This is a genomic window from Spiroplasma endosymbiont of Andrena trimmerana (assembly GCF_964019575.1).
Classification (GTDB): domain Bacteria; phylum Bacillota_I; class Bacilli_A; order Mycoplasmatales; family VBWQ01; genus Spiroplasma_E.
Genome location: NZ_OZ026455.1, coordinates 611,313 through 635,420 on the forward strand (window position 1 = coordinate 611,313; position 24,108 = coordinate 635,420).

Below are 24,108 nucleotides of genomic sequence, written 5' to 3' on the forward strand. Positions count from 1 at the left end.
ATATGGATAAAAATGTAGAATATAAAAAAGTTACATCTTGGGATTGAAAGCAAAAACTAGGATTATTCTTATGCATTTTAACTTTGTTTTTTCTAATAATTAGTTTAATATTATTTGGAACAGCTATTTTTAATGATCATTATAATAATTTTCTTGGTAACGGTTTTTGAAGTTTAAAACACTATGGTATTATTAATTTGTTTTATAATTGAGATCAACTAGATATAGAAGCGGCTAAAAATACTTATGTTTCTCATCCTTTTGAACAAGTTTATTTTGCAATTATTTTTTTAATTATTATTGTACCAATATGTTTTGTTCTTGGAGTTAGTTTATTAGTTAGAGGATGATGAAAGTCAAGAATTTAATATATAGTGTCATTATTTAGTGATAATTTCCTATTAGTTATCGAGCAAAAATTTCCCAAAAGTAAAGTTAAATATACTTGGTGATAAATATGGAAAGAAGCATGACTATGAAAGAAAAATATAAGTTTAATATTATAAATGACATTATTATTAATAAATTATCTAAACATCAAGCTAAGAATAAACTTAACCTAACTATTAGAAGAATTAACCAATTAATTCAAATTTTCAATAGAGAAGGTAAAGTTGGTTTTATTCATAAATCCCGAAATAAAATTTCTAATAAAACAACAAATTTTGAAATCAAAATTAAGATTATAAATTTATATAAAACCAAATATTATAATTTTAATTTTCAACATTTCCATGAGAAATTAAACAATGAAGAAAAAATTAAAATTTCATATAGTACACTTTATACTATATTAATTAAAGAAAAAATTACTTCACCAAAAAGACATAAAAATAAGAAAAATAACTTGCATCCTACAAGAAACCGAAGAACAAATTTTGGTGAATTAATTCAAATGGATGCAAGTAATCATCATTGATTTGGTAAGGATAAACCAAAAGCTTTTTTACATGCTGCAATTGATGATGCTACAGGCAATATTGTCGGACTATGATTTGATCATCAAGAAACATTAGATGGTTATTATAATGTTTTTTATCAAATTTTAACTAAATATGGCATACCAAAAACATTTTATACTGATAATAGAACAGTTTTTGGATATAAAAAACAAATCGATGCTGGCAAAATAAACACGGAAAATGATACTTATACTCAATTCCAAAAGTCTTGTAATGATTTAGGTGTTGAAATTATTAGAACTTCCATTCCACAAGCTAAGGGTAGAATCGAACGCTTATTTGGAACACTTCAAAGTCGCTTAATTAGTGAACTTAGACTTAATAAAATTAAAAATTTAGAAGAAGCTAATCAATTTCTTAAAATATATATAAGTATTTTTAATAAGCAATTTGCCTTACCTATTGATAATAATAAATCTGCTATGATTAAAGCTCCAAACCAAGAAGAAATAAATATTTATCTTTCAAGATTTTCTAAAAGAAAAACGGATAGTGGTTCAACTATAACATATTATGGTAAAAAGTATTTTCCTTATAAAAATAGCAAAGTTCAATACATACAACCTAGAACTGATGTAATTGTACTTAAATCGTTTATTAATGAGTTATATCTTAGTTATAATCATCAAATATATGAATTAAAAGAAATAGCACCAAAACCAATTATCAAAGAAGAGTTGATAAAAACTAAAAAGGTTTATATACCAAATAAAAACCATCCTTGAAGATATGGATACTAATAATACCAAATTAAAATTAGATAAAATTCTTTTTATAAAAGATTATTTTTGTGAATACTTAACTATATAAAATTTTAAATCGTTTGTCGAGCAGCAAATTTGATGCCTTAAAATTGATTTTAAAGATATAAAAAAATAAAATTATACACCACCAATAGCACAAGCACCAGAAGCCATTGTTGTAATACCACCAACAACATTACCAATTATGGGAATAGTATTTAAAGCACCATTAACAATAGTTAATGTGTTTTCACAATTTAAATTTGATTTATTTTCTAGATTTAGAAGTCTGTTGTCAAGTTCATTAACTTGTTTTTTTAAAGTTTCAAAATCTGCTTTGATTCCTTGAATATTTTTGTTTAATTCATCTAACTTTAATTCATGTTCAATTAAAGTTGAAATATAACTTCAATCTCTTATATAACCTTTTATTATTTCTTTTTCTTGTCTTTTTCAATTATATAATGCTTGAGGATTAAATGTTTTAGAATTATTGATTGCTTGTGGTAAAGTAGAATTTCATTCATTTATATGTGCAAATCATTGTTTAACTTTTGAATCATTTGCTATAATATTTGAAATTTCATTAAATTTATCTTGTGTTACATAGGTAAAAGTTGGTTTTGTCAAACCATAAGAATAGGGACTAAAAGTACCAACAATTATTTTTTTTCAAAATAGCCAATAAAGTGTGAGTAATTAGATTTATCCAATAAATAAACTTCTGATAATTTAAAATTATGATATTTTTTCTTTATGGCACTTTTAATTTCGTTATCAACGTTATGATTAATTTTTCCTAAATTAATTTTTATATCTTTATTTCAATCTGGAAAATCATTTTCTAAATTATCAAGACGATTATTTGGATAATATTTCTCATCTTCTGTTATTATTCTTACTGATTCAAAATCAAATCAATTAAATGGTTTTTCATAAAGTACAATTTCTATACGTTCTTTTCTAGAACTATCTGTATATACTTTTTCAATTTTTGAAAAATTATCTCAAATTGTTTTACCTACTTGTTGTATTTCTTTTCATGTTCATGGAAAAATTGCAGTAATTGAAATATCATTAGAATTATATCGTTGCATCATATCCTCTTTAAATTTTTCGCCAAGTTCTCATGCAGGATTATCTTTTCAATAATGATAATCAGCTATTATTCCTTCAAAAGTTTTTGGTGTAAATGAACAAGTTACTTTACCTCAACTACCCCTTATTTCGTTTTTACCATTTAATGTTCTTTTTAATCGATTTCTGTGTTTTTCATGACGATGTTTATTCATATTTATTTTGCTATTTGTTGTTGGGTTGTTAATAATAAAATCTGTTTGATTATTACTTGCAAAATTTAATTGTTGATTTACTAAATCTAAACTAGTCGTATTTTTTCTAACTCAATTTTTAATATTTGAATTATCAATTGACTTACCATTAATACCTTGTATTTTATTATTTAAAAGTGGAGCAGTTAATACTCACAATTTAAATCAATAACTTGGACTAAAATATTTCATAATTTTGTTCTCCTTTGAAAGTAAATATAAAAATATTTACTTTCAAAACAAAGCAACTTTTATTTGTTAAATTTTACTTCTTTTTTATTTTTTTTGATAAATATTTTTGGGAAATTTTCACTCGATATTGACAGAATTTAATATATAGTTACTTCATAAATTTATTTATAGTAAAATTTAATAATCATTATTTCATTAAAAAGGGTGTATTATGATGTTTAATTCTAAAAAAATAATTGTTTTTTTACTAATAAATATTGTGTGAGTAGTAGTTTGGATTATGATAACTATTAGTTACGATAGTTATCATGATCCAATTTTAAATTATGTACCACATAGTAACGATTATTTAACAAATGAACCAACTAATCAATTGGTTCCCAAAGCAAAAAAACCTAAACATGTAGTTATGGTGGGTGTTGATGGTATGGCCAGTTATGCATTAAAAAGTGGTTATAGTCCAAATATGAACTATTTAATGCATCATGGTGCGTATACACTGGAAACACGTGATGTTTTACCAACTTCTTCTGCTGCAAATTGAGCAAGTGTTATGTTTGCTACAGATCCTATTAAGCATGGTGTTGTTGATCAAGATTTGTGGAATGTTCATCATACTGTTCATGCTGAAGTAAAAGCTGATCAAGTAAGTATTTTTAGTTCTATTATTGATAAGTATGGTCCTTCAAAAAAATTATTTGGTTATGCTAGTGAAGGTGAAATGATTGCTAATTTTCAACCCAAAGGCCAAGAAAATATAAAAACTTTAATTAGTAGTAATGGTAATTATTGTGCAACAGAAAATGATAAACAAACTTTTGAAAATACCAAAAACGTATTAAGTAATAAACCTTTATTTTCATTTTTTTATTATGTTAATCCTGATTTAGCAGGTCATTCACGTGAATGAAATAGTGAAGAATATTATCAAGCAATTAGTCAGACTGATAAATATATTGGAGGTATTATTGAAAATTTAAAAGATTTAGAAATGTGAGAAGATACCTTATTAATTATTAGTTCTGATCATGGAGGTGTTTCACAATATCATGGTCATTCTTCTGATGCTGAACAAAAAATTCCTTTGCTTTTTGCAGGAAATTGTATTCCAAAACACGGAATTATTCCAGATAAAATTAAAATTTATGATATTCCAGCTACTATTGTTTGATTATTAGATATTAATTCACCATCAATAATTTGAGATGGTCAGCCAATTTTAACACCTTTTTTTGATATGACAAATATGTATGATCATAGTGAGGAGTTTAAGTAATGGATATTATCAATTTTAAACAAATTAATTTTCGAAATAATGGCATTAGATTACTTATTGTGCTTGCTACTATTTTTATTGTTTGAAATAATGTACAAAATGTTACTTTAAATATTGGTGGTAGTTTACATGCTTTTAATGCTTATTTTTGTTCACCAATGTTATTTGTTATATTGATATCATTTGGTTTTTTAAGTGCCAATAATAATTTTAGTTGAAAAGAGTATAGTAAATTAATACTAGCTATTATGATTTTATCTTTAGTTACAAGTTTTATGTATTTAGATTTTTTTGCTTTTAAAGAAGGATATGTAACAACAGGTTATATGATAGGATTATGATTTAAATTATTATTTTTTGATTATGGTAAATGAATGATATGAATTATTATTGGTGGTAGTGCATTAGTAAAAGTTGTTACTAACCATTTTTCCTTAAGTAATAAAAGTTGAAATATTGTTAAAATAATAACTTTAGTTATTACTAGTATTTTATTAATAATAGTTTTAATAGTTAGTATTAACTTGCAACTTACTAGTAAGTTATATTGATATGATAACTTTAATTGAGATTTATTTTATGTATCATTTCGTGAGGGTGGATTTTTACAACTGATACCTGGGTTATTAGCTTTTTTAGTTGGTCTTAATTTTCAGTGATGAGTAAATTGAGAAAAGATAAAAGATAATGTGGTTTATTCATTACTTAGTTTTTCTTTATTTATTGTTATTATTAGTTGTCGAATGATATTTTATTTTCCTTTAATTTATTGAGATATTATGGAAATTTTGCAAGCTTTATTTTTATTTATTCCTTTTATTATGTTAAATATTAATTATAATAAAACTTTAGCCTTTTTATTTCATGGTACTACTTTTATTTTATTTTTCCATATTGCTTTTAATAAAATAATTAGTGTTGAATTTATGACGGGTTTATTATTGCGTTTAATATTTGGATTAAATGTTGCCAGAAGAGCAGTAGAATTTGTAAATAATAATTTTTTTGTTAGCTGAGTTATACTTGTAAGTGCAAGTAAATAAAATTGCAAAAAATTCTCATATAAAAATTTCATAATGCTAAATTTAGTTTAGAAAAAAGTAAGGAGTTTTTATATGAGTTATAAACATCTTGGCATAGATGAAAGAATTTATATTGAGAATCAATTGAAATTTAAATTTAAAATTAGTGAAATAGCTAAAAATCTTAATCGAAGTATTAGTACTATTATTCGAGAAATTAATAGAAATAAAGATAATAATCATTATTTTTCATTAATTGCACAAAATAAAGCTGAAAATCGAAAACAATCACATATTAGTTTTCATAAGTTTAAAAATAAGAATTTAGTAAAATATGTACAACAAAAATTACTATTAGGTTGATCACCTGAACAAATTTATGGCAGAATTAAAAATTTTCATAAAGAATGAGTTATTAGTTTTAAAACAATTTATACTTGAATTTATTTTGGAATGCTTGATAAAGTTACTAGTAAAAATTTAAGAAGAAAAGGTAAAAAACGAAAATCTAAAGAAAATCGTGGCAAGTTTAATGGTAAATCAATTAAAGAACGAGATATAAATGTTAATGATCGTATAACACTTGGTCATTGAGAAGGAGATACTATAGTATCATCACGAGGTAAAAGCAAATCATGTTTAATAACTTTAGTTGAAAGAGTATCACGATTTACTTTAGCAATATTAGTTAAAAACAGAACTACTAAAGTTATTAATAAAAATGTCAGTTATTATTTATCAATTCTTCCTAAAAACATTGTTAAAACTATTACTTTTGATCGTGGCAAAGAATTTTCAAATTGACAACAACTTGAAAAAAATTTAGATGTAAAAATTTATTTTGCCAATCCATATTCACCTTGACAAAGAGGTACTAATGAAAATACTAATGGTTTAATTAGAGAAAAATTTCCTAAAAAATTTATTTTTTCAAAAACTAATAAAAATGAAGTTCATAAATTTATATTGTCTTTAAATCAAAAACCGAGAAAAATACTAAATTATCTTTCACCAATCGAATATTTGGATAGAAAAATAATTTAGTTGCACTTACCTTTACAATTTAGCATTTTAAATAATCATAAAATTCATTTTTAACTTGATATTTTTTAAATATATTAATTATTTCTTTTTCTTTAATTTCTTGATTAAGTTTATTTAATTTATTTTCTGCTTCATTAACTTTATTTTCTATTTCTTGTGAAGAAGCATTATTTTCAGTTAAAGGTTCAGTTGTTTGTTGAACATTATTTTCATTTTCTAACATTTAACATTCTCCTAATCTTATCCTAATAATCAATCTTTAACTAATTGTGGCATTTCGCTTATTAATTTTTTATAATCATTAACTGCATTTTCTAATGTATCAATATCAGAAAATTTAAAACAATTATCAATATGTAAATCAAAATCTCTATCAATACTGATATCTTGTTTTCTATATTTTTCATTAAATTCAATTTTTGTCATATTATTTTTCTCCTTTATTAATCTTTTCATTTAACTTTGCTAATTTTTTTTGATGTTTAATAATTTTGTTATTTGCTCTAACATGTTTTGGAGTTGTGATAAATCTTTTTAATAAAACAATAATTTCTCTACAAATTAATGTTCCAACACTTGTTCCAATAATTATTAATTCATGTAAAAATTCTTTCATTTGAATATTTTCCTTTCAACTATTTATTTTTAATTTTTAATTATTCATCAAATTGACCACCATTAATTCTTTCAATCATCGATTTTGAATTACTTATAATGCTTACTAATAAGGCCATTTCTTTATTTAACTGTTCCATTCTCTCTTTATATGTCTGAATTTCATTATTATAATATTCAATTAATTTTTCTTTATTCATAAATTATTCACCTCCTTTATAAACTCATGTGATTATAATCTCAATTTAATGAAGCATTATCATGATTTAATGGTACTTCGCTCATATTATCACTACCATAATATTGACTTGCAGTTTCACTATTAATAGTAAATCTATTATCATTAATTAATCTTGTAGCTTCATTTGTAAATGGTGTTTCTTGCATTTCTTGATTATGATGTATAGTTTCAATAGGTAATAAATTATGGATTATTTCACTTGCACCAGCAACTATGGTAGGTACTGCATAAGCATTCATAAAATCATTATTTATACCCATAGCAACACCACTTGAAATTAAACAACCACCAGTAGCCATATTACAAATTTTTCTTATTGTTTCAAATTTATTAGGTATTAACTCAGTTAATCCACTAATAAGATTTGATATACCATAAGCATTTAAACTAATATATGTATCTCAATCCATTAATGACTGATTTTCTTGCTTGTTTAATAGTAATCATGGTGGACCTTCTGTTGTAGTTGTAGTAGTTATTGGAATTGGTGTTGTTGGAATAATAGGATTAATATTGTTTTCAGTTCATTTACTATAATTTGCTAATCCAATTGTTCCTAAACCTAAAATAATTTTTTTAGAACTATTAATTAATTTAGTTAAAGTATAATTTGATTGATTTTCTATACTTGGCATTTTATTCTCCTTTAATTTGTTTTAAATCATTTAATAGTTCTATAAATTTTTTCATCTCTTTTGAATGATAATCAATGCTTCAATAATCATCATTTCAATTAAAAATTATATGTGTATCTGAATGTAAAAATTCAACATTATCAATAAAAAATAATTTTTCATCTACATTTCATTTATAATTAAAAATTCGCGTTTAGTCATATTTAATCTCCTTTAATTTTCTAATTTTTTAATTGTTACTTTAATTCAACCTTGATAAACATCATTATCACCAACTATTAATGCAACATTACTTTCTGGGTCAGAAACAATTATGTGTTTGGATTTAACATTTGGGTATTGTCTTAAAATAATTGCTCTAATATCATTACTTGTATGAATTGCTTTTGGAAATGGTGATAATATTTCAATTTCATCTTTATTTTCAAACAAAGTAGGTAATATTATCATTAGTCAAATTCACCTCTTTCAAGTCTTATAATTCAGTTTTCTAACTCATAAAGTTTGGATGAATATTCTATTAATGAATTATTTAATAAATCTATTCTTTCTTTCATAGAAATAATTAATTTTTCTTTATTCATAATTTAACTTTTCTTTTCTAACTCTTTTATTTTGTTTTTGTTTACAAAAGTTATTACATTTATGTGCATAAAATCTACCATAACCACATTTATTATTCTTTATTACTTTTAATAAAATTAGGAATTTTTAATTCATTTTTATTATTACTCATTATCAAATTCTCCATTTCTTATTAATTCAAGTAATTTCATAATTCTTTCTGGTTTATCATTTTCATAAGAATAATCACAACAATCACAATGATGTACATTAATATTTCATTCCTCTTCAATATAATCAATTAATTTTTGTTTAATCATTATTTTTTCTCCTTATTTTTAATTTGATTAGCAATTTCACTTAATATTTTTAATACTTTATATTCATTTTTTAATTCTTTAATAATAAATATTAAAATTATTATTAGTGTTATAGATGTTATTAATATTGGTATTATCAATAAAATTTTTCATAATATCATTTTTTACTCTTTTCATTTTTTAAATCATTTAACATTGATTGAACAAAATGCACGATTTTTAGGAATGTTTAAAGTGTTAAAGATTTGACCAGTTACTAAAATTTCATCATTTTTGTTTAATAAAATACAGCGTCTATAAAGTTTTGGGTTATTAAAAATTAAAGTAACATAATTTAATCCATTTCATTGACCACGAACACTATAATATAATTCCTTATTACCTTTTTCGTAATATTTTGCTTCAATAGTGTTACTCAGTTTTACTTTTAATTTGACATAATTTTCTTTATCTTTCATTTTTAGAATTCCTTAAATAATTATCAAAAATCAATATTTTCTTATGATTTTTTAAATAATATTGAATATGCTTATAAGCATCTTGTTCATGTTTTGTTAATTTTATATTTCCTTTATAATCTGTTATTTTATTTTTATTTTTTGGGTGATTTTCGAAATAATCTCAGTTAAAAACATCTTGAACTAATACCATTAATGCACCAATAATTTTAGGTGTTGATAATGGATTAGTTAATAATTGTTTTGAACTTAAAAAGAAATTTTCTACAATAACTAATATTTTTTTATCAATAAATTTTTCTTTAATTAATTGCAATTTTTCTTTATACATATTTTTAGTTCATAAAACAGTTAATGTATTAAATGTTTCATTAAAAACAATATTATTAGTTTCACTTGAATATATAACCATTCCATTATTACCAATTCCAGCAGGGTCAATTCCAATAATTAAGTCATATTGCATTAATTAAGTTAACCTCTAATAACCGTTTTAATAATTTCTAAATCACAATTACATCAACAATATTTACATTCTTCAATAAATTCTTTATGACCACAAACTAAATTATCTTTTTTTAAATCATCAATCAGTTTAATTAGCCCTATTTTAAATTCAATATCATCACTGTCTGGTATGCAAATCGTTTCTCTTTTAGTTAAATATTCTTTATCCATATTTATACCTCCTAATTAACTTAATATTTAAAATACAGTCATAACAAATTGCTTTACTATTTTTATCTCTTAAAAAATATTTTCTTGTTTTTATATCATTAGTATTAAAGAATAAATAATCTAATTTATTTTGTTTACATGTTCAACAAAAATACTTTTTCATTATGATTTGAAATTTCCTTATAAGAAGTAACTATATAATTAATTGCTAAATCATTATGCTTATATGGATTATTTATTTTAAAACCTTTTCTGTTTTCTTCTCACGTAATGTTATATTTAAAACAAGGATTAGTAATTTTAGTTTTGTTATCAGTTATTTCACCCATAAATCAACTATTATGCTGTTCATAAAATGTTAATGGTTCAAGTTTTATATCATTAAGATAATATTCTTTTGGAGTAATTGGTTTATTAACAGTTATTTTTTGGTCTTTAATATATGGTTCTAATAATTTTATTAATTCATTACCACTTAATTCTCTTTTAATATTTTCTAAATTAAAAACTCAATATGTGTAACTGTTATCAACAATAAAAGAATTATTTTTAATCATTCATTTTGGAAGTGATAATTTATATTCAACATAATCAATAAGAATAGATTGTGGTTTATCTTTAACAATTTGTTCTTTTTTAAATTCTATTTGCATAATAATCCTTTCCTAATATATTCTGTTGCTTCTAGCATAAAGAACATATATTTTGATGTTTAGATTATTAATACTACTACTATTCGTTTTATTCATTCCATGAAAACTGGGCTCAAAAATAAATTGTGAAATTTTAAAAAACATTGAGGCATTCGATTCAATATTTATTTAATTTGTGTTAAACAAATTAATATTTTAATTGAACCGGCACCGCTCAATTTTTTTTACAAGTTTGAAATTTATTTTCTCGCCCAAAAAAATTTTTCAAAAAAAATAAAAAATAAAACCAACACTTGCTCACTGGGGAGTGGCAAGGTTGGTTAAATAAAGAATAGAATTAATACAATGGGTCCCTACAACAGGTCTATATATACTAGTTTCCAATTCGCTCCCACCCCAAGAATTACCATTAAATGGTTAGTATATTTTATTAGGTATCACTCCACTTTTTATTTATCCATGCAAGTCCACATGCTAGCTACTATTTTTAACAACTGTGTTGTAGTTCACTTTTTTAGTTCCCTAACACGTGTTGATAATAGTGCTAAAGATTGTTATTAAAAATTTTAAAATTTTACAATTACAAAAAAAGACAAGATTATTTCTTGTCTTTTTCCTTGTTGATAATTTTAATTTAACTTACAAAATGTATATTTTATTTTTTTTAAATACGTCGAATATAAAATATAAATTTAATGTTTTAAGAAAAGAGAGTAATTTTGTCTAATTTTCATTATTTTTCAAATAATTCATTTTTGGAAATAAGTTACTAATATGATAATAAATTATTTCGTAACTTTGACAACCGCCCGTTTAACAACTGTTATTACACCAATTATCACAACAACTAATTTATCAGTTACTAGTGAATTAGATAATAAGATTAATTATCATCATAAAAATTTACAAATAATATCAAAATCATTATTTAGAACAACTAAAGAAAGCAATATCAAACTTACGCTTACACTAGGAGCAACTTATGGTGAAATTAATAAAGATATTTATAATACAGCAGATGTATTTAAACAACATCAACTAGCTGCTGGTTATCAAGTTAATTATTATAAAAATGATGGTGATAAAGATACTATTAATAACGATGGACAAGAACCAGGGGATGTTTATGTTATAATTACTGCCGATCACCATGATCCTTATTGAAAAGGTCAAACTAAATATTTGAGAATAACAATTCAAAAGGCCAATTTAGATAAGATTACTAATCTTACTGATTTATCTAATATTAAAGTTGATACTACTAAAAAATATCAAGAAATTGATTCAACTGTTTTTAATAGTGCTAAGCAATTTGAAAATAATAAGTTAGCGGCTGGTTTTACTGTTAATTATTTTAGTGATGAAGAAGGAAAAGTGGCAGCAGATGATGAAGAACAGGTTGCTGGTGATATTTGAGTTAAAATTACAGCAGATGTTAATGATCCTTATTGAACAGGAACAACAGCCATTTTGAAAGTAACTTTAACAGATAAGCGTTCTGATTTAAATACAATTAAGGATTTATCAGGAATGGATCCAATTATTGTTAATCCTAATTTAACATATCAACAAATTAATAAGAATGTTATTAATACTTCTAATCAATTAAAGAGTGATCCTTTAACTGGTAATTTCACAATTCAATATTTTAGTGATAAATTTGCTAAACATGTAATTAATAACTATTATCAACAAGTTGGTATGGTTTATGTTATTATTACTCCTGATTTTCATACAGGAACTAAGTGAAAAACTAATAAAATACCAATTGTTTTTTCAATTGAAAGTAATGATAGTTTTTAAATAAAAATAAATTAAAGAGATTATTTTTAAATATTTATTTATTATTAGGTTATAATGTAATTATATTTTTTATAAAAATTTATATTTTAATTTTTTTCTTCTAACATTTTTTAAAATACTAAACATGTTTTTTATTTGTGACAGCAATAGATATTTTAGTTATGAGCTTTTATAAAATATAATATTAATTAGATTAATTTTGTTAGAAAGGATAATATTATGGAAAAAGAAAATCTTGCTAAAGTTACTTTCAATAAAAGAACAGAAAGAAATTCAATAAACAAGTTGAAAAGACAAGCTATTTTTAGCACGGCAAATCCATGAAAAGCAATCTTTATTATGGTCACACCACCTTTAATTGCTGTAATTATTTTTTCTACTTATCAAATTTTTGATAAATGAATTGCTACACAATGAGGTGGACAAAGTATTATTGATCGTTATAATAATTATCAAAATTCAGGAATAATGATAACTGCTGAACAAGCATTAAAAATTATTAATATTGCTACTACTTATGCTGCTGTTCCTTCTTCAATGATGGTTTCCTTTGCTTTAATGGTTGCTACTGGAACAGGTATTAAGTTTTCAATTGCATATGGTCAAAATAAACGAGAACAAATGTCAGAATATTTAGGAAATGGGTTTCTATTATCTTTTTTAGTTTCTATTGTTCTTATGATCATTATGTATTTTAGTTGTCAGAGTATTATTGAATTTCAAGCTGGAAGTGATGCTGGAAGTAATCCAGTAATTAGGGAAATAATAATTAAAGAAGCAGTTAGATTTTCACAAATTTTAATTCTTGCTACACCATTACTTTTTTTTGCTTATTTTTTAGTTTCATTGTTACGTAGTGAAGGAATGATGTTATGAACAATTTTAATTAATGTTGCAGCTTGTTTAGTAAATATATCTTTAGATTTTATTTTTGTTATTCCTGGTAAATTAGGAATGGAAGGTACTGCATATGCAACTATTATTGCTTGAGCAAGCATTAATTTATTTTCAATAGGTATTATTTGATATAGTGCCGATAATTTAAGATTTAAAGTAGCACACTTAAAACTTAAATGAGTAATAGTAACGGGCATTTTATTAATTGGTGCAACTTCTTTATTACAAAATATTGCCCAAAGTATTTTGGCAATGGTTACTACTAAAATTTTAAATACATTGCCACCTCCAGACTATCATGGTGGAGGAAGTACTGGTATTCCGGTTTTTGTTCAATTATATGGTGGTATTATGCCTTGGTTAATTTTAATTAATGCACCTATTATTGGAATTACGCAGGGAGCAAGAGCATTAATTGGTTATGTTTATGGTTCAAAGGACTTTAGTCGTGTTTGACAATTGATGTGACGTTTAACTTTATTACTTTTATTGTTGCTAATTGGTTCAGTATTATTAGTAGTAATAGTAGGACAATATATGATGCATTTCTTTGGCGTAGATTTAGAAATGGCAAGATTCTTTAAAGTTTATATCATTATGCAGTTTGCTTTTTATCCATTAGCTACACTACATTATGTTGCTGTTATTTTCTATCAATCAATTAATCGTGGTAAATTGTCATTATTTGCTAGTTTACAACGAACAATTATAATGCCAATTGTTTGTTTAAGTTTAGGATATTATATTGCACATGTTTCTCATAATGGTTTTTATTTTTATTTATTTCTTGGCTTTATTGATTTATTTGCTGCTTTTATATTATTACCATTATTAATTTATACATTTTTAAAATCTAAACCATTTATTCATACAACTAAAGATAAAAAAATGCAAATATCTAATTTATCAGAAAAAAAGTACTTAATAAAAATATAATAGATTAAGTAATTTATAAAAATATATCTTAATATTAATATATGAAGAAAATAAAAAATACTCATTTAAAACAGAGTATTTTTTTAATTATTTAAGATTAAAAAAGGTTGCTAATTTTACAAATTAAAAGGAATGAATATACAATCTATATTTGATTGAAGTCATTCCTAAAATAAAATATTTATTTACCTTCATTAACTCTCTTTTTTAATGCTTTACAAGAATTAAATTTAACTACTCGCTTTCTAGGAATAGCCATCGGTTCTGAATTTTGTGGATTTACTCCCGGTCGAGCTTTGCGGTATTTAATAGTAAAAGTTCCAAAGTTACGTAGTGTTACTTTTTCTCCTTTAATTAAAGCAGTAGCAATTTTATCTAAGATAAATTCTAACACTTCTTTGTATTCTTTTTCTGATAATTCTAATTTTTTTTGTACAGCTCGTGCTATCTGACTTTTTTGCATAAAATTTTCAACCCTTTCTTCACCAATTACCATAAGTATGCTATAAAAACATGCCTTAAATGATACTTATTATTATATAACATTTTTTAAAAAAACCTTATTTAATGAAAATCAAAGACTAGTAAAAAAATAAGATTTGAATATATAAATTTATATGTTAATTAACATGTGCAAAGCAAAAAATCTTTACATTAATTTTCTTGTATGTTAAAATTCAAAAAATAAGTAAATAACTATTTCGGAGGTACTAAGATATGCAAATGAAAAATTTATTAAGACTTATGGGTGCATTAGCCCTAACAACAGTAGCTACTACTTCAGTTGTAGCTTGTGGTGATCAAACTGATAAGCAAGATATTAAAGATGTTAAAGTTGATGATCTTAAAACAGCAGTAGATAGTGAAAAAACTTTTGGTGATTTAAATACTAATAAAGAAATTACTGATGCAGTTGCAGCAGCGATTAAAAAAACAACTAAATTAGATGTTAGTGTAGGTACTGATTTTACTTTAACTAATGATAAGAAAAAAGAAGATAAACAAGTTGCTGGTGAAGTTAAATTTACAGTTACAGCACAAGGTGATAAAATTTCAGGAACATTTACATTTACAGATACTATTGAATAAATAATTAATATATATTAATTTAAAATGACATAATTTAAATTGTGTCATTTTTTTCTAATTATTTTTCAAAATTTATTTGACTATTACTATTAAAAACTGGTATTATACTTATTGGACTAAATTTTGATACACTAGGAATTGTGTATATAATTAATTCTTTAAAATCATAAAGGAGGCTAACGATTAATGCCAACAATGAACCAACTATTACGTAAAGGACGTACAGATAAAAAATACAAATCTAAATCACCAGCGTTAAATGTTTCATATAATTCATTAACAAAAACAACTTCTTCAATTAGCAGTCCGCAAAAAAAAGGTGTAGCGCTTGTAGTTACTACAAGAACACCAAAAAAACCTAACTCAGCTTTAAGAAAAATTGTTCGTGCTCGTTTAACTAACGGTATGGAAGTTACTGCTTATATTTCTGGAGAAGGTCATAATTTGCAAGAACATGCTATTGTTGGAATCCGTGGTGGGAGAGTTAAAGACTTACCTGGAGTTAGATACCATGTTATTCGTGGGTATTCTGATACTGCCGGAGTAGTAAATCGTAATCAAGGTCGTTCTAAATACGGAACTAAAAAACCAAAAGATAAGAAATAAGGAGGTAAAACTAAATGCGTAAAAATCAAGCTATTAAAAGAGAATTAGTTGCTGATCCAATTTATGATTCAAAAATTGTTACTCAATTAATTAACGCCATTATGATTGATGGTAAAAAAAGTGTAGCTCAAAAAATTGTTTATAATTCTTTTAAAATTGTTGGAGAAAAAACCCAACAAGTACCATTAGAAGTATTTGAAAAGGCAATTGCTAATATTACACCACAATTAGAAATTAAAACTCGAAGAATTGGTGGCGCAAACTATCAAGTTCCTATTGAAGTTAGTGCTACTCGTAAGATAACTTTAGCAATTCGTTGATTAGTTTCTTATTCACAAGCAAGATATGGTAATAGTATGCAAGATAAACTTGCAGCTGAGATTATGGATGCTGCTACTGGTAATGGTTCATCAATTAAAAAACGTGATGAAATTCATCGTATGGCTGAAGCTAATAAAGCCTTTGCTCACTATAAATGATAATAAAGGAGAGAGAAAATGGCAGAAAAATCAGGTCGAGAATATTCACTAGCAAATACTAGAAATATTGGAATTATGGCTCATATTGATGCTGGTAAAACTACAACAACAGAAAGAGTTTTATACCATACTGGTAAAATTCATAAAATTGGTGAGGTACATGAAGGTGCCGCAACTATGGACTGAATGGAACAAGAACAAGAACGTGGTATTACTATTACTTCAGCTGCAACAACTGCTGTTTGAAGAAATAATCGAATAAATATTATTGATACTCCGGGTCACGTTGATTTTACTGTTGAAGTTGAACGCTCATTAAGAGTTTTAGACGGAGCAGTTGCTGTATTAGACGCGCAAACTGGAGTTGAACCACAAACTGAAACTGTTTGAAATCAAGCAACTAGGTATAATGTACCAAGAATTGTTTTTGCAAATAAAATGGATAAAATTGGGGCTGACTTTGCTCATTCAATTCAAACATTAAAAGATCGTCTTGGTGCTAATGCTCATGCAATTCAATGACCAATTGGTGCAGAAGATGCTTTTGATGGAATTATTGATATAATTGAGATGAAAGCATACCATTTTGATGGTAAACCAAATGAGGATTATAAAGAAATTGCAATTCCTGAAGAACTTAAAGATGTTATTGCAAGTAGACGTGAGGAATTATTAGAAGCACTTTCTCACTTTGATGATGATTTCTTTATGAAATATGCTGAAAGAGAAGTAACGGTTGCTGAAATTAAGACAGTAATTCGTAAAGCAACAATTGCTGCTGAGTTTTTCCCAGTATTATGTGGTAGTGCCTTTAAAAATAAAGGTGTTAAATTAATGTTAGATGCAGTTATTGATTACTTGCCTTCACCATTAGATGTACCTGCAATTAAAGGAATATTACCTGTTTCATCAAAAGAAGTAGAACGTCATTCTAGTGATGAAGAACCTTTCTCAGCGTTGGCATTTAAAATCATGACTGACCCTTTTGTTGGAAGATTAACTTTTTTTAGAGTATATTCGGGAACATTAGAATCTGGTAGTTATGTATTAAACTCAACTAAAGAAAAAAAAGAGCGTGTTGGTCGAATTTTACAAATGCATGCCAATAGTCGTGCCGAAATTAAAAAGGTTTATGCTGGTGACATTGCTGCTATTGTTGGTTTAAAAGATACAACTACTGGTGATACATTATGTGATGAAAAACATGAAGTTATTTTAGAAAAAATGGTATTTCCAGAACCAGTTATTTCATTAGCGCTTGAACCAAAAACAAAAGCTGATCAAGAAAAAATGAGTTTAGGTTTACAAAAACTTGCAGAAGAAGATCCAACATTCCGTGTTTCATCAGACAAAGAAACAGGACAGACAATTATTTCAGGAATGGGAGAACTGCATTTAGACATCTTAACTGATCGTTTAAAACGTGAATTTAAAGTAGCAACTAACATTGGAAATCCACAAGTTGCTTATCGTGAAACAATTAAAGCAGTTTGTGAGCGCGCTGAGGGTAAATATATTCATCAATCAGGTGGTCGCGGCCAATATGGACATGTTATTATTAAATTTGAACCAAATCCAGATAAAGGATTTGAGTTTGTTGATAAAATTGTTGGTGGTAAAGTGCCACGTGAATACATTAAACCAGTACAAGAAGGATTAATTGAATCATTAGCTAATGGTTTAATTGCTGGATATCCAGTTATTGACGTTAAAGCAACATTATATGATGGTTCATTCCACCCTGTTGACTCTTCAGAACGTGCCTTTAATATTGCAGCTTCTAAATCTTTACAAGATAATAAAGATTTATTAAAACCAGTATTATTAGAACCAATTATGAATGTTGAAGTTATTATTCCAGATGAATATTATGGTTCTATTGTTGGTAAAATTTCTGGTAAAAGAGGTACTATTGAAGCAGATGAAATGCGTGGTAACAGTAAAGTTGTTAAAGCTAAAGTGCCTTTATCTGAAATGTTTGGTTATGCTACTGAATTACGTTCAATGACCCAAGGACGTGGAACATATACAATGTCTTTTTCACACTATGAAGAAGCACCAAAATCAGTTGCTGAAGCAGTTGCTGGTAAATATCAAAAAGGAAGAATTACTAAAAAATAAAATAATTTAATTGAAAGTATAATAACTTTACTTTAAAATTATCTTAGTGTTTAATTTAATTAAATAAAAATAAGTATTAATTATTTCCAAGGAGGAAACAAAAATGGCAGAAAAAGAAGTAAAAAAATCAAAGCCTGTATCAACAGGCCCAAAACAAAAATTTGAACGTACAAAACCGCACGTTAATGTTGGAACAATTGGTCACGTTGACCATGGAAAAACAACATTAACTGCTGCAATTACTAGTTATTGTTCAAAACATGAAGCAGATGGATATAAAGGTATGTTTAAGGACTATGCTTCTATTGATGCTGCTCCAGAAGAAAAAGCACGTGGTATTACTATTAATACAGCTCACGTTGAATATGAAACACCAACTCGTCACTATGCACACGTTGACTGTCCAGGTCACGCTGACTACATTAAAAATATGATTACAGGTGCAGCTCAAATGGATGGTTCAGTGTTAGTTGTTTCTGCAACTGATGGTCCAATGCCACAAACACGTGAACACATTCTATTGGCACGTCAAGTTGGAGTTAAAAAAATTGTTGTATTCTTAAATAAGTGTGATATGGAAAGTGTAGACGATGACGTATTAGAACTTGTTGAAATGGAAATTCGTGAATTACTAACTAAGTATGAATTTGAAGGTGATGATACACCAATTATTCGTGGTTCTGCAAGAGGAGCATTAGATGGTAAAAAAGAATGAGAAGAAAAAATTAAAGAATTATTAACAGCAATGGATGAATGAATTCCAACACCAAAAAGAGAAGTTGATAAACCAGTATTATTAGCTGTTGAAGATGTTTTCACTATTACTGGACGTGGAACAGTAGCTACTGGAAGAATTGAACGTGGAACTTTAAAAGTTAATGATGAAATTGATATTATTGGTATTAACAAAGGTCTTAAAAAAGTTGTTGTTACTGGTATTGAAATGTTCAGAAAATTATTAGATGAAGCACAAGCTGGTGATAACGTTGGAGTATTATTACGTGGAGTTAAACGTGAAGATATTCAACGTGGACAAGTTATTGCTAAACCAGGATCAGTTACTCCACATACTAAATTTAAAGGTGAAGTTTATATTCTAACTAAAGAAGAAGGTGGACGTCATACTTCATTTAATCCAGGATATCGACCACAATTTTATTTCCGTACAACTGATGTTACAGGAAGTATGGGAGACTTTATTAATAAAGGTGAAAAATCGGAATTAATTATGCCAGGTGATAACGTTACTATTACTGTTGAATTAATTCACCCAGTTGCCCTTGAGAAAGGTACTCAATTCTCAATCCGTGAAGGTGGAAGAACTGTTGGTGCTGGACAAGTTACTGAAGTTATTAAATAATCACATTAAATCAAAAATCTTTATTCTCAAAAGAGAATAAAGATTTTTAATTAAAAATATTTTAGTAGTAAAATTAATTTATAGAAAAGAGATGACAAATCAATGCCTTATGTTAAAGAGCTGGAAAGTCTAATTTTAAATCGTAAATCAATTCGTAATTATGATCCTAGTAAAATTATTAGTGATAGTAAAATTAACGATATTCTTAACTATGTGCGTCATACCCCATCTTCATATGGTTTAGAACCATGAAAAATTTTAGTTATTAGTAATTCTAAAATTAAAGCACAATTGCAACCAATCATAAATAATCAACAACAAGTTAGTACTTGTTCACATTTATTTATTTTATTAAGTTATAGTGGTGAAAATTTCAATACTAGTAATCAATGATTTGTTGATACTGTTATGAAAAGACGTAATTTAACAAAACCACAATACGAAATTTATAAATCAACATTTAATAATTTCTTTGATCATGACAAAAAAACACAAATAAATCATTGGGCACAATGTCAAACTTTTATTTTATTACAAAATCTTTTATTATTATTAACTGCTCATGAAATTGATAATGTTGTATTAGGTGGTTTTAATGAACAACAATTATTAACTTACTTAGAATCAAATAAGATTATTGAACCTAATAAGTATCATGTTACAATTTTAGTGTCTGCTGGTTATGGTTATCCATCAAAAACTAAAATTATTAAAAACGAAGTTAGTGAAATCAGTACGCTTATCAAATAAATGTATTAGAAAAGGTATTGCAATGGAAAAATTAAAAATAAATAACTTAGATATTGAATTAAATATTAATGTTATTGGTAAATTTTTAGATAAGATTGAATATCCAATTCTTATTTTTGATTTTGAGACTTTTCGTAATTTATTACATAAAAAAAGAACAATTCGTATGCTCATGATTTTGAAAATATTTTTTCAATTGCATTATTAATTATTAATAAAAAAGAAGATTTAAGTGTTAGTAATTTACAAAATAAAAAGTTACATTTGTTCGTTAAAACTGTTATTCCACAACCAAATATTTTAAATGAAGATTTAAAGCTTGTTAAACATCAGCAACAGTTTTTTAAATTTTTAACTAATAAGTTATTGAAACATAACATTAAATCTTTGATTTTACTTGGTGCTAGAACTGAGATATTAATGCTAAAAAACTATTTGAGTTATCATAATGATGAAAGTAAATTCAAAAATAAAGTTAGTTATTTTTTTCAAAAACATAAAATTTTTGATTTATATGACATTTGAAATAATGATCAAGTTTTAAATTTACCTTTATATAAAAAAGGTTTACATCTTGATGTTGGTGCTACTAAAAAAACTTCAATACTAATTAAAAATAATAATGATTATTGTAAAATATTAAAAGAACAATTTTCATTAACAAATAATAATATTGGAAGAATTATTGATCAATATTTTTTTAATAATATTTGTTTATTACCTAGTTTTACTACGCAAGTAGCAAATCATAATCAAAATGATGTTCTAATTGGCGCTGCAATCTTATCATTACTTTATACTTTTTGTGATAAATATTAAGAAAATAAAAAATATTAATTATTTAAATTAATATTTTTTATTACATTTTATTTTTTTAGTTCAAATTTTTTGGTGTTTGTGAATTATATATTGTTGTATTTGTTGATAAAGGCATTAAATTATTAATTTCATTAACATTCAATCTTGTTTCACTATTTGAACTTACATCTTGAGTTTCTAAATTATCATCATTATTTGTTAATTTAAGTAAATTTTGAAATTGTTCTTCAAGTTCTGTTTTAGATTGACTAATTAAATAAGTATTTTCAAACACTGATTTTTTGCAAGGATATCAATATCCATCTTCATCTCAAATTAAAACATCTTCTTTAGTATATTGTACTTCTTTTTTAGTACCATTTGGACCCCAAGGTAATGATAATTTTCCACTTTTATTATCTTTATTAAGATTAACTATTTTTATTTTAGAATCGGGATTTGCTCAAGCTTCCCCCTTACTTATATTATTAATAACTGGAATATAAGTAGTTTTAAATTTTTTTTGGTTAACAACTCAATGTTCACCAATAACTCCTGTAATAATATAATCACCGCGATGACAAGTTACTGTTACTTTTTCTAGTGTTTCAATTTCTAATGGATTATTATCTTGATGTAATTGAAATTCATATTTTACAGTAGGGTTTTTAATACAAAATGTAACATTTGAATTTTCTGTATTTTCTTTAAATAACATATTTTCTCCTTCATCTTTTTGTTTTTTTGAATAAAGACTTTATTTTAAAAATATTTTTGTAATTAAATTATTATATATAATTGTAAATTTATGAGTAAAAGTAGCAATATTATAAATTAAAATCATAATTTTATGATTTACTAACACCCAAACTAATACCTAATATAAGGTGTACTTATGCTATAATTACTATAGTATATTGTTGACTCTTCGTTAAAATTAAGTTTGAAAAGGAGTATTAACTATGAAAATTGGAATTATTGGAGCATCAGGAAAATCAGGACTTGCTTTAACTAAAGAAGCTTTAAAACAGGGATATCAAGTTGTTGCCATTACTAGAAATCCTATTAAAATGCCAATTCTTAATAATGATAATCGATTGACCATTAAAAAAGCTGATCTTACTAATAAAAGTAGTATTAAAGCGGTTGTTAATGATGTTGATATTTTAATTAGTGCTTACGGCCCTACTATTGATAATCCCCAAAATATTCATCAGCAAGTTGCTAAAAACTTAATTACTATCATGCATGAATGTCAAAATATTAAAAGGTTATTAATTGTTGTTGGTGCTGGTAGTTTGTTAGATGATAAGAATGAAATATTAGTAGAAACAAGTGCATTTCCTGAAGCATGAAAAGAACATGCACAACAACAAGTTCAAGCATTAGCTACTTATCGTAGCAGTGACATTAATTGAACATATTTTAGCCCTTCTTTATACTATGACCCAGAATTACCAACTTTAGGTAAATTTAAAATTGGTAACAATCATTTAATTGTTAATAAAGAAGGAAAAAGTGAGATTAGTTATGGTGATGCTGCAATTGCTATTATTAATGAGATTAAAGAACAAAAATTTATTAAAAAACGTTTTACAGCGGGTTATAATTAATATTTTGTTTGAAAGGATATTAGACAAATGGTAAAACTTACAAAAGAACAAATTTTACAAAAAACGATAACTCTAAATAATGGTGTCAAAATTCCTCAATTTGGATTAGGTACATATTTAATGGTTGATAGTAAATCTATTTATAATTCAGTAATTTGTGCTTTGCAAAATGGTTATCGTCATATTGATACTGCAGAATATTATAAAAACGAGGAGATAATTGGTAATGCAATTAAAGATTTTTTAGCAGAAAATCCAGAAGTTAAAAGGGAAGATTTATTTATTACTTCTAAAATTTGAAATGACAATCATGAATATGAACTTACTAAAGATGCTTTGCGTGGTATCCTGACTCGTTTAAAACTAGATTATTTAGATTTATGTTTAATTCATTGACCAACTAAACAAAGTTTTGAATGTTGAAGAGCCTTAGAAGAATTTTATGAATATGGTAAAGTTAGGGCAATTGGTGTTTCAAATTTTAATAGTTCACAATTAAAAGATTTTTTTAAAAAAATAAAAATAAAACCAGCAATTAATCAAATTGAAACACATCCTGGTTTTAATCAAAAAAACACAATAGATTTTTGTTACGAGAATAATATTGCTGTTACTTCATGAAGAACAATGCTAGGTGGTAGAGCAGATGAAATACCATTATTACAAGAATTAGCAAATAAATACAAGGTTACTACTAGTCACATTGCTTTAAGATGAGCTTGACAATTGGGTCAAGTAGTTATTCCTAAATCAACTAATCCAGAGCGAATTATTAGTAATCCCGATATTGGGGGTTTTGAACTAACAGAAGAAGAAATGTTAAAAATTCAAAAATTACCACAAACTGCTTTAGGCCCACAATCTAATGATAAAAAATTTTGAAAAGGAATTATGATGGATTAAATTTAAAAAGGGGGTTAAA

The 24,108-nt window shown here is 25.3% G+C and carries 35 protein-coding genes; 17 read left to right on the forward strand and 18 right to left on the reverse strand.

Annotated elements, in window-relative coordinates; translation table 4 throughout:
• Positions 1 to 2: 2 nt before the first annotated feature.
• Both AACL03_RS03535 and AACL03_RS03540 read left to right on the forward strand, forming a co-directional pair.
• Complete coding sequence (locus AACL03_RS03535) at positions 3 to 368, forward strand: hypothetical protein (protein WP_338958650.1); 366 nt, start codon at positions 3 to 5, stop codon at positions 366 to 368.
• An 89-nt stretch (positions 369 to 457) separates the two neighbouring features.
• The gene (locus AACL03_RS03540; protein ID WP_339038837.1) at positions 458 to 1,702 is read left to right on the forward strand and encodes an ISNCY family transposase; all 1,245 of its coding nucleotides are present in this window, start codon (positions 458 to 460) and stop codon (positions 1,700 to 1,702) included.
• A 141-nt stretch (positions 1,703 to 1,843) separates the two neighbouring features.
• Here the strand turns inward: AACL03_RS03540 and AACL03_RS03545 are convergent, their stop codons facing one another.
• On the reverse strand, positions 1,844 to 2,335 hold the full coding sequence (locus AACL03_RS03545) for a hypothetical protein (RefSeq protein WP_338980346.1): 492 nt from the start codon (positions 2,333 to 2,335) through the stop codon (positions 1,844 to 1,846).
• Positions 2,336 to 2,367: 32 nt separating this feature from the next.
• Positions 2,368 to 3,228, reverse strand: coding sequence for a hypothetical protein (locus AACL03_RS03550; protein ID WP_339038780.1), 861 nt, complete (start codon positions 3,226 to 3,228; stop codon positions 2,368 to 2,370).
• A gap of 280 nt (positions 3,229 to 3,508) precedes the next feature.
• Here AACL03_RS03550 and AACL03_RS03555 point away from each other — a divergent pair, with 280 nt between their 5' ends.
• The 3 genes from AACL03_RS03555 to AACL03_RS03565 all read left to right on the forward strand — a co-directional run bounded on the left by AACL03_RS03555 (position 3,509) and on the right by AACL03_RS03565 (position 6,570).
• Positions 3,509 to 4,504 carry an alkaline phosphatase gene (locus tag AACL03_RS03555; protein ID WP_339039340.1) on the forward strand — a complete coding sequence of 332 codons (996 nt, stop codon included), beginning with the start codon at positions 3,509 to 3,511 and terminating at the stop codon, positions 4,502 to 4,504.
• The gene (locus AACL03_RS03560; RefSeq protein ID WP_339039342.1) at positions 4,504 to 5,547 is read left to right on the forward strand and encodes a hypothetical protein; all 1,044 of its coding nucleotides are present in this window, start codon (positions 4,504 to 4,506) and stop codon (positions 5,545 to 5,547) included. The genes AACL03_RS03555 and AACL03_RS03560 overlap by 1 nt, the downstream gene beginning before the upstream one ends.
• 72 nt (positions 5,548 to 5,619) lie before the next feature.
• Positions 5,620 to 6,570, forward strand: a complete 951-nt coding sequence (locus AACL03_RS03565; protein WP_339038665.1) for an IS30 family transposase — start codon at positions 5,620 to 5,622, stop codon at positions 6,568 to 6,570.
• A gap of 19 nt (positions 6,571 to 6,589) precedes the next feature.
• Here the strand turns inward: AACL03_RS03565 and AACL03_RS03570 are convergent, their stop codons facing one another.
• The 14 genes from AACL03_RS03570 to AACL03_RS03635 form a co-directional block, all read right to left on the reverse strand.
• Positions 6,590 to 6,793, reverse strand: coding sequence for a hypothetical protein (locus AACL03_RS03570; protein WP_339039344.1), 204 nt, complete (start codon positions 6,791 to 6,793; stop codon positions 6,590 to 6,592).
• A gap of 17 nt (positions 6,794 to 6,810) precedes the next feature.
• On the reverse strand, positions 6,811 to 6,996 hold the full coding sequence (locus tag AACL03_RS03575; RefSeq protein WP_281748210.1) for a hypothetical protein: 186 nt from the start codon (positions 6,994 to 6,996) through the stop codon (positions 6,811 to 6,813).
• 1 nt (position 6,997) lies between these two features.
• Positions 6,998 to 7,186 (reverse strand): hypothetical protein, encoded by a 189-nt coding sequence (locus AACL03_RS03580; RefSeq protein WP_174481134.1) that lies wholly within the window; start codon positions 7,184 to 7,186, stop codon positions 6,998 to 7,000.
• A 40-nt stretch (positions 7,187 to 7,226) separates the two neighbouring features.
• Positions 7,227 to 7,385, reverse strand: a complete 159-nt coding sequence (locus AACL03_RS03585; protein WP_174481559.1) for a hypothetical protein — start codon at positions 7,383 to 7,385, stop codon at positions 7,227 to 7,229.
• Between the two features lie 16 nt (positions 7,386 to 7,401).
• Complete coding sequence (locus tag AACL03_RS03590) at positions 7,402 to 8,061, reverse strand: hypothetical protein (protein WP_339039346.1); 660 nt, start codon at positions 8,059 to 8,061, stop codon at positions 7,402 to 7,404.
• A gap of 213 nt (positions 8,062 to 8,274) precedes the next feature.
• Positions 8,275 to 8,511 (reverse strand): hypothetical protein, encoded by a 237-nt coding sequence (locus tag AACL03_RS03595; protein ID WP_174480108.1) that lies wholly within the window; start codon positions 8,509 to 8,511, stop codon positions 8,275 to 8,277.
• Positions 8,511 to 8,645, reverse strand: a complete 135-nt coding sequence (locus AACL03_RS03600; RefSeq protein WP_338956809.1) for a hypothetical protein — start codon at positions 8,643 to 8,645, stop codon at positions 8,511 to 8,513. Before AACL03_RS03600 ends, AACL03_RS03595 begins: the two co-directional genes overlap by 1 nt.
• Before the next feature lie 144 nt (positions 8,646 to 8,789).
• Positions 8,790 to 8,945: a hypothetical protein gene (locus tag AACL03_RS03605; RefSeq protein WP_338956806.1), complete on the reverse strand. Its 156-nt coding sequence runs from the start codon at positions 8,943 to 8,945 to the stop codon at positions 8,790 to 8,792.
• Entirely contained in the window at positions 8,945 to 9,106 is a 162-nt protein-coding gene (locus AACL03_RS03610) for a hypothetical protein (protein ID WP_338958885.1), read from the reverse strand. Before AACL03_RS03610 ends, AACL03_RS03605 begins: the two co-directional genes overlap by 1 nt.
• Positions 9,107 to 9,109: 3 nt before the next feature.
• Positions 9,110 to 9,403: a hypothetical protein gene (locus AACL03_RS03615; protein WP_338956800.1), complete on the reverse strand. Its 294-nt coding sequence runs from the start codon at positions 9,401 to 9,403 to the stop codon at positions 9,110 to 9,112.
• The gene (locus tag AACL03_RS03620; RefSeq protein ID WP_338979827.1) at positions 9,393 to 9,869 is read right to left on the reverse strand and encodes a hypothetical protein; all 477 of its coding nucleotides are present in this window, start codon (positions 9,867 to 9,869) and stop codon (positions 9,393 to 9,395) included. The genes AACL03_RS03615 and AACL03_RS03620 overlap by 11 nt, the downstream gene beginning before the upstream one ends.
• Positions 9,870 to 9,877: 8 nt before the next feature.
• A complete protein-coding gene (locus AACL03_RS03625) occupies positions 9,878 to 10,081 on the reverse strand; it encodes a hypothetical protein (protein WP_338956796.1) in 204 nt (67 codons plus the stop codon).
• A 134-nt stretch (positions 10,082 to 10,215) separates the two neighbouring features.
• A complete protein-coding gene (locus tag AACL03_RS03630; protein ID WP_338956794.1) occupies positions 10,216 to 10,734 on the reverse strand; it encodes a hypothetical protein in 519 nt (172 codons plus the stop codon).
• A gap of 12 nt (positions 10,735 to 10,746) precedes the next feature.
• Positions 10,747 to 10,878: a hypothetical protein gene (locus AACL03_RS03635; RefSeq protein WP_339039350.1), complete on the reverse strand. Its 132-nt coding sequence runs from the start codon at positions 10,876 to 10,878 to the stop codon at positions 10,747 to 10,749.
• Positions 10,879 to 11,508: 630 nt separating this feature from the next.
• Here AACL03_RS03635 and AACL03_RS03640 point away from each other — a divergent pair.
• Both AACL03_RS03640 and AACL03_RS03645 read left to right on the forward strand, forming a co-directional pair.
• Positions 11,509 to 12,537 (forward strand): hypothetical protein, encoded by a 1,029-nt coding sequence (locus AACL03_RS03640; RefSeq protein ID WP_339039352.1) that lies wholly within the window; start codon positions 11,509 to 11,511, stop codon positions 12,535 to 12,537.
• Positions 12,538 to 12,756: 219 nt separating this feature from the next.
• Complete coding sequence (locus AACL03_RS03645) at positions 12,757 to 14,370, forward strand: MATE family efflux transporter (RefSeq protein WP_339039354.1); 1,614 nt, start codon at positions 12,757 to 12,759, stop codon at positions 14,368 to 14,370.
• A gap of 181 nt (positions 14,371 to 14,551) precedes the next feature.
• Here AACL03_RS03645 and AACL03_RS03650 read toward each other — a convergent pair whose 3' ends face one another.
• Complete coding sequence (locus AACL03_RS03650) at positions 14,552 to 14,833, reverse strand: HU family DNA-binding protein (RefSeq protein WP_174481356.1); 282 nt, start codon at positions 14,831 to 14,833, stop codon at positions 14,552 to 14,554.
• 254 nt (positions 14,834 to 15,087) lie between these two features.
• On the opposite strand from AACL03_RS03650, the gene AACL03_RS03655 reads away from it, so the two are divergent.
• The 8 genes from AACL03_RS03655 to AACL03_RS03690 all read left to right on the forward strand — a co-directional run bounded on the left by AACL03_RS03655 (position 15,088) and on the right by AACL03_RS03690 (position 21,594).
• On the forward strand, positions 15,088 to 15,459 hold the full coding sequence (locus tag AACL03_RS03655; protein WP_339039357.1) for a spiralin repeat-containing protein: 372 nt from the start codon (positions 15,088 to 15,090) through the stop codon (positions 15,457 to 15,459).
• Between the two features lie 186 nt (positions 15,460 to 15,645).
• Positions 15,646 to 16,065 carry a 30S ribosomal protein S12 gene (rpsL, locus tag AACL03_RS03660; RefSeq protein ID WP_252320120.1) on the forward strand — a complete coding sequence of 140 codons (420 nt, stop codon included), beginning with the start codon at positions 15,646 to 15,648 and terminating at the stop codon, positions 16,063 to 16,065.
• A gap of 14 nt (positions 16,066 to 16,079) precedes the next feature.
• On the forward strand, positions 16,080 to 16,547 hold the full coding sequence (gene rpsG, locus AACL03_RS03665; RefSeq protein ID WP_174481359.1) for a 30S ribosomal protein S7: 468 nt from the start codon (positions 16,080 to 16,082) through the stop codon (positions 16,545 to 16,547).
• Between the two features lie 15 nt (positions 16,548 to 16,562).
• The gene (gene fusA, locus AACL03_RS03670; protein ID WP_338958672.1) at positions 16,563 to 18,665 is read left to right on the forward strand and encodes an elongation factor G; all 2,103 of its coding nucleotides are present in this window, start codon (positions 16,563 to 16,565) and stop codon (positions 18,663 to 18,665) included.
• Positions 18,666 to 18,768: 103 nt separating this feature from the next.
• Entirely contained in the window at positions 18,769 to 20,025 is a 1,257-nt protein-coding gene (gene tuf / locus AACL03_RS03675; RefSeq protein ID WP_286641788.1) for an elongation factor Tu, read from the forward strand.
• 102 nt (positions 20,026 to 20,127) lie between these two features.
• Positions 20,128 to 20,775, forward strand: a complete 648-nt coding sequence (locus AACL03_RS03680) for a nitroreductase family protein (RefSeq protein WP_252320126.1) — start codon at positions 20,128 to 20,130, stop codon at positions 20,773 to 20,775.
• Between the two features lie 22 nt (positions 20,776 to 20,797).
• On the forward strand, positions 20,798 to 20,983 hold the full coding sequence (locus AACL03_RS03685; protein ID WP_339039361.1) for a hypothetical protein: 186 nt from the start codon (positions 20,798 to 20,800) through the stop codon (positions 20,981 to 20,983).
• Positions 20,984 to 21,039: 56 nt separating this feature from the next.
• Complete coding sequence (locus tag AACL03_RS03690; protein ID WP_339039363.1) at positions 21,040 to 21,594, forward strand: hypothetical protein; 555 nt, start codon at positions 21,040 to 21,042, stop codon at positions 21,592 to 21,594.
• A gap of 55 nt (positions 21,595 to 21,649) precedes the next feature.
• Here AACL03_RS03690 and AACL03_RS03695 read toward each other — a convergent pair whose 3' ends face one another.
• Positions 21,650 to 22,291, reverse strand: coding sequence for a PGDYG domain-containing protein (locus tag AACL03_RS03695; RefSeq protein ID WP_338958683.1), 642 nt, complete (start codon positions 22,289 to 22,291; stop codon positions 21,650 to 21,652).
• Between the two features lie 244 nt (positions 22,292 to 22,535).
• Between AACL03_RS03695 and AACL03_RS03700 the strand changes: the two genes are divergently transcribed.
• Positions 22,536 to 23,186 carry an NAD(P)-dependent oxidoreductase gene (locus tag AACL03_RS03700; RefSeq protein ID WP_339039365.1) on the forward strand — a complete coding sequence of 217 codons (651 nt, stop codon included), beginning with the start codon at positions 22,536 to 22,538 and terminating at the stop codon, positions 23,184 to 23,186.
• A 27-nt stretch (positions 23,187 to 23,213) separates the two neighbouring features.
• The gene (locus tag AACL03_RS03705) at positions 23,214 to 24,089 is read left to right on the forward strand and encodes an aldo/keto reductase (RefSeq protein WP_339039367.1); all 876 of its coding nucleotides are present in this window, start codon (positions 23,214 to 23,216) and stop codon (positions 24,087 to 24,089) included.
• Positions 24,090 to 24,108 lie beyond the last annotated feature (19 nt).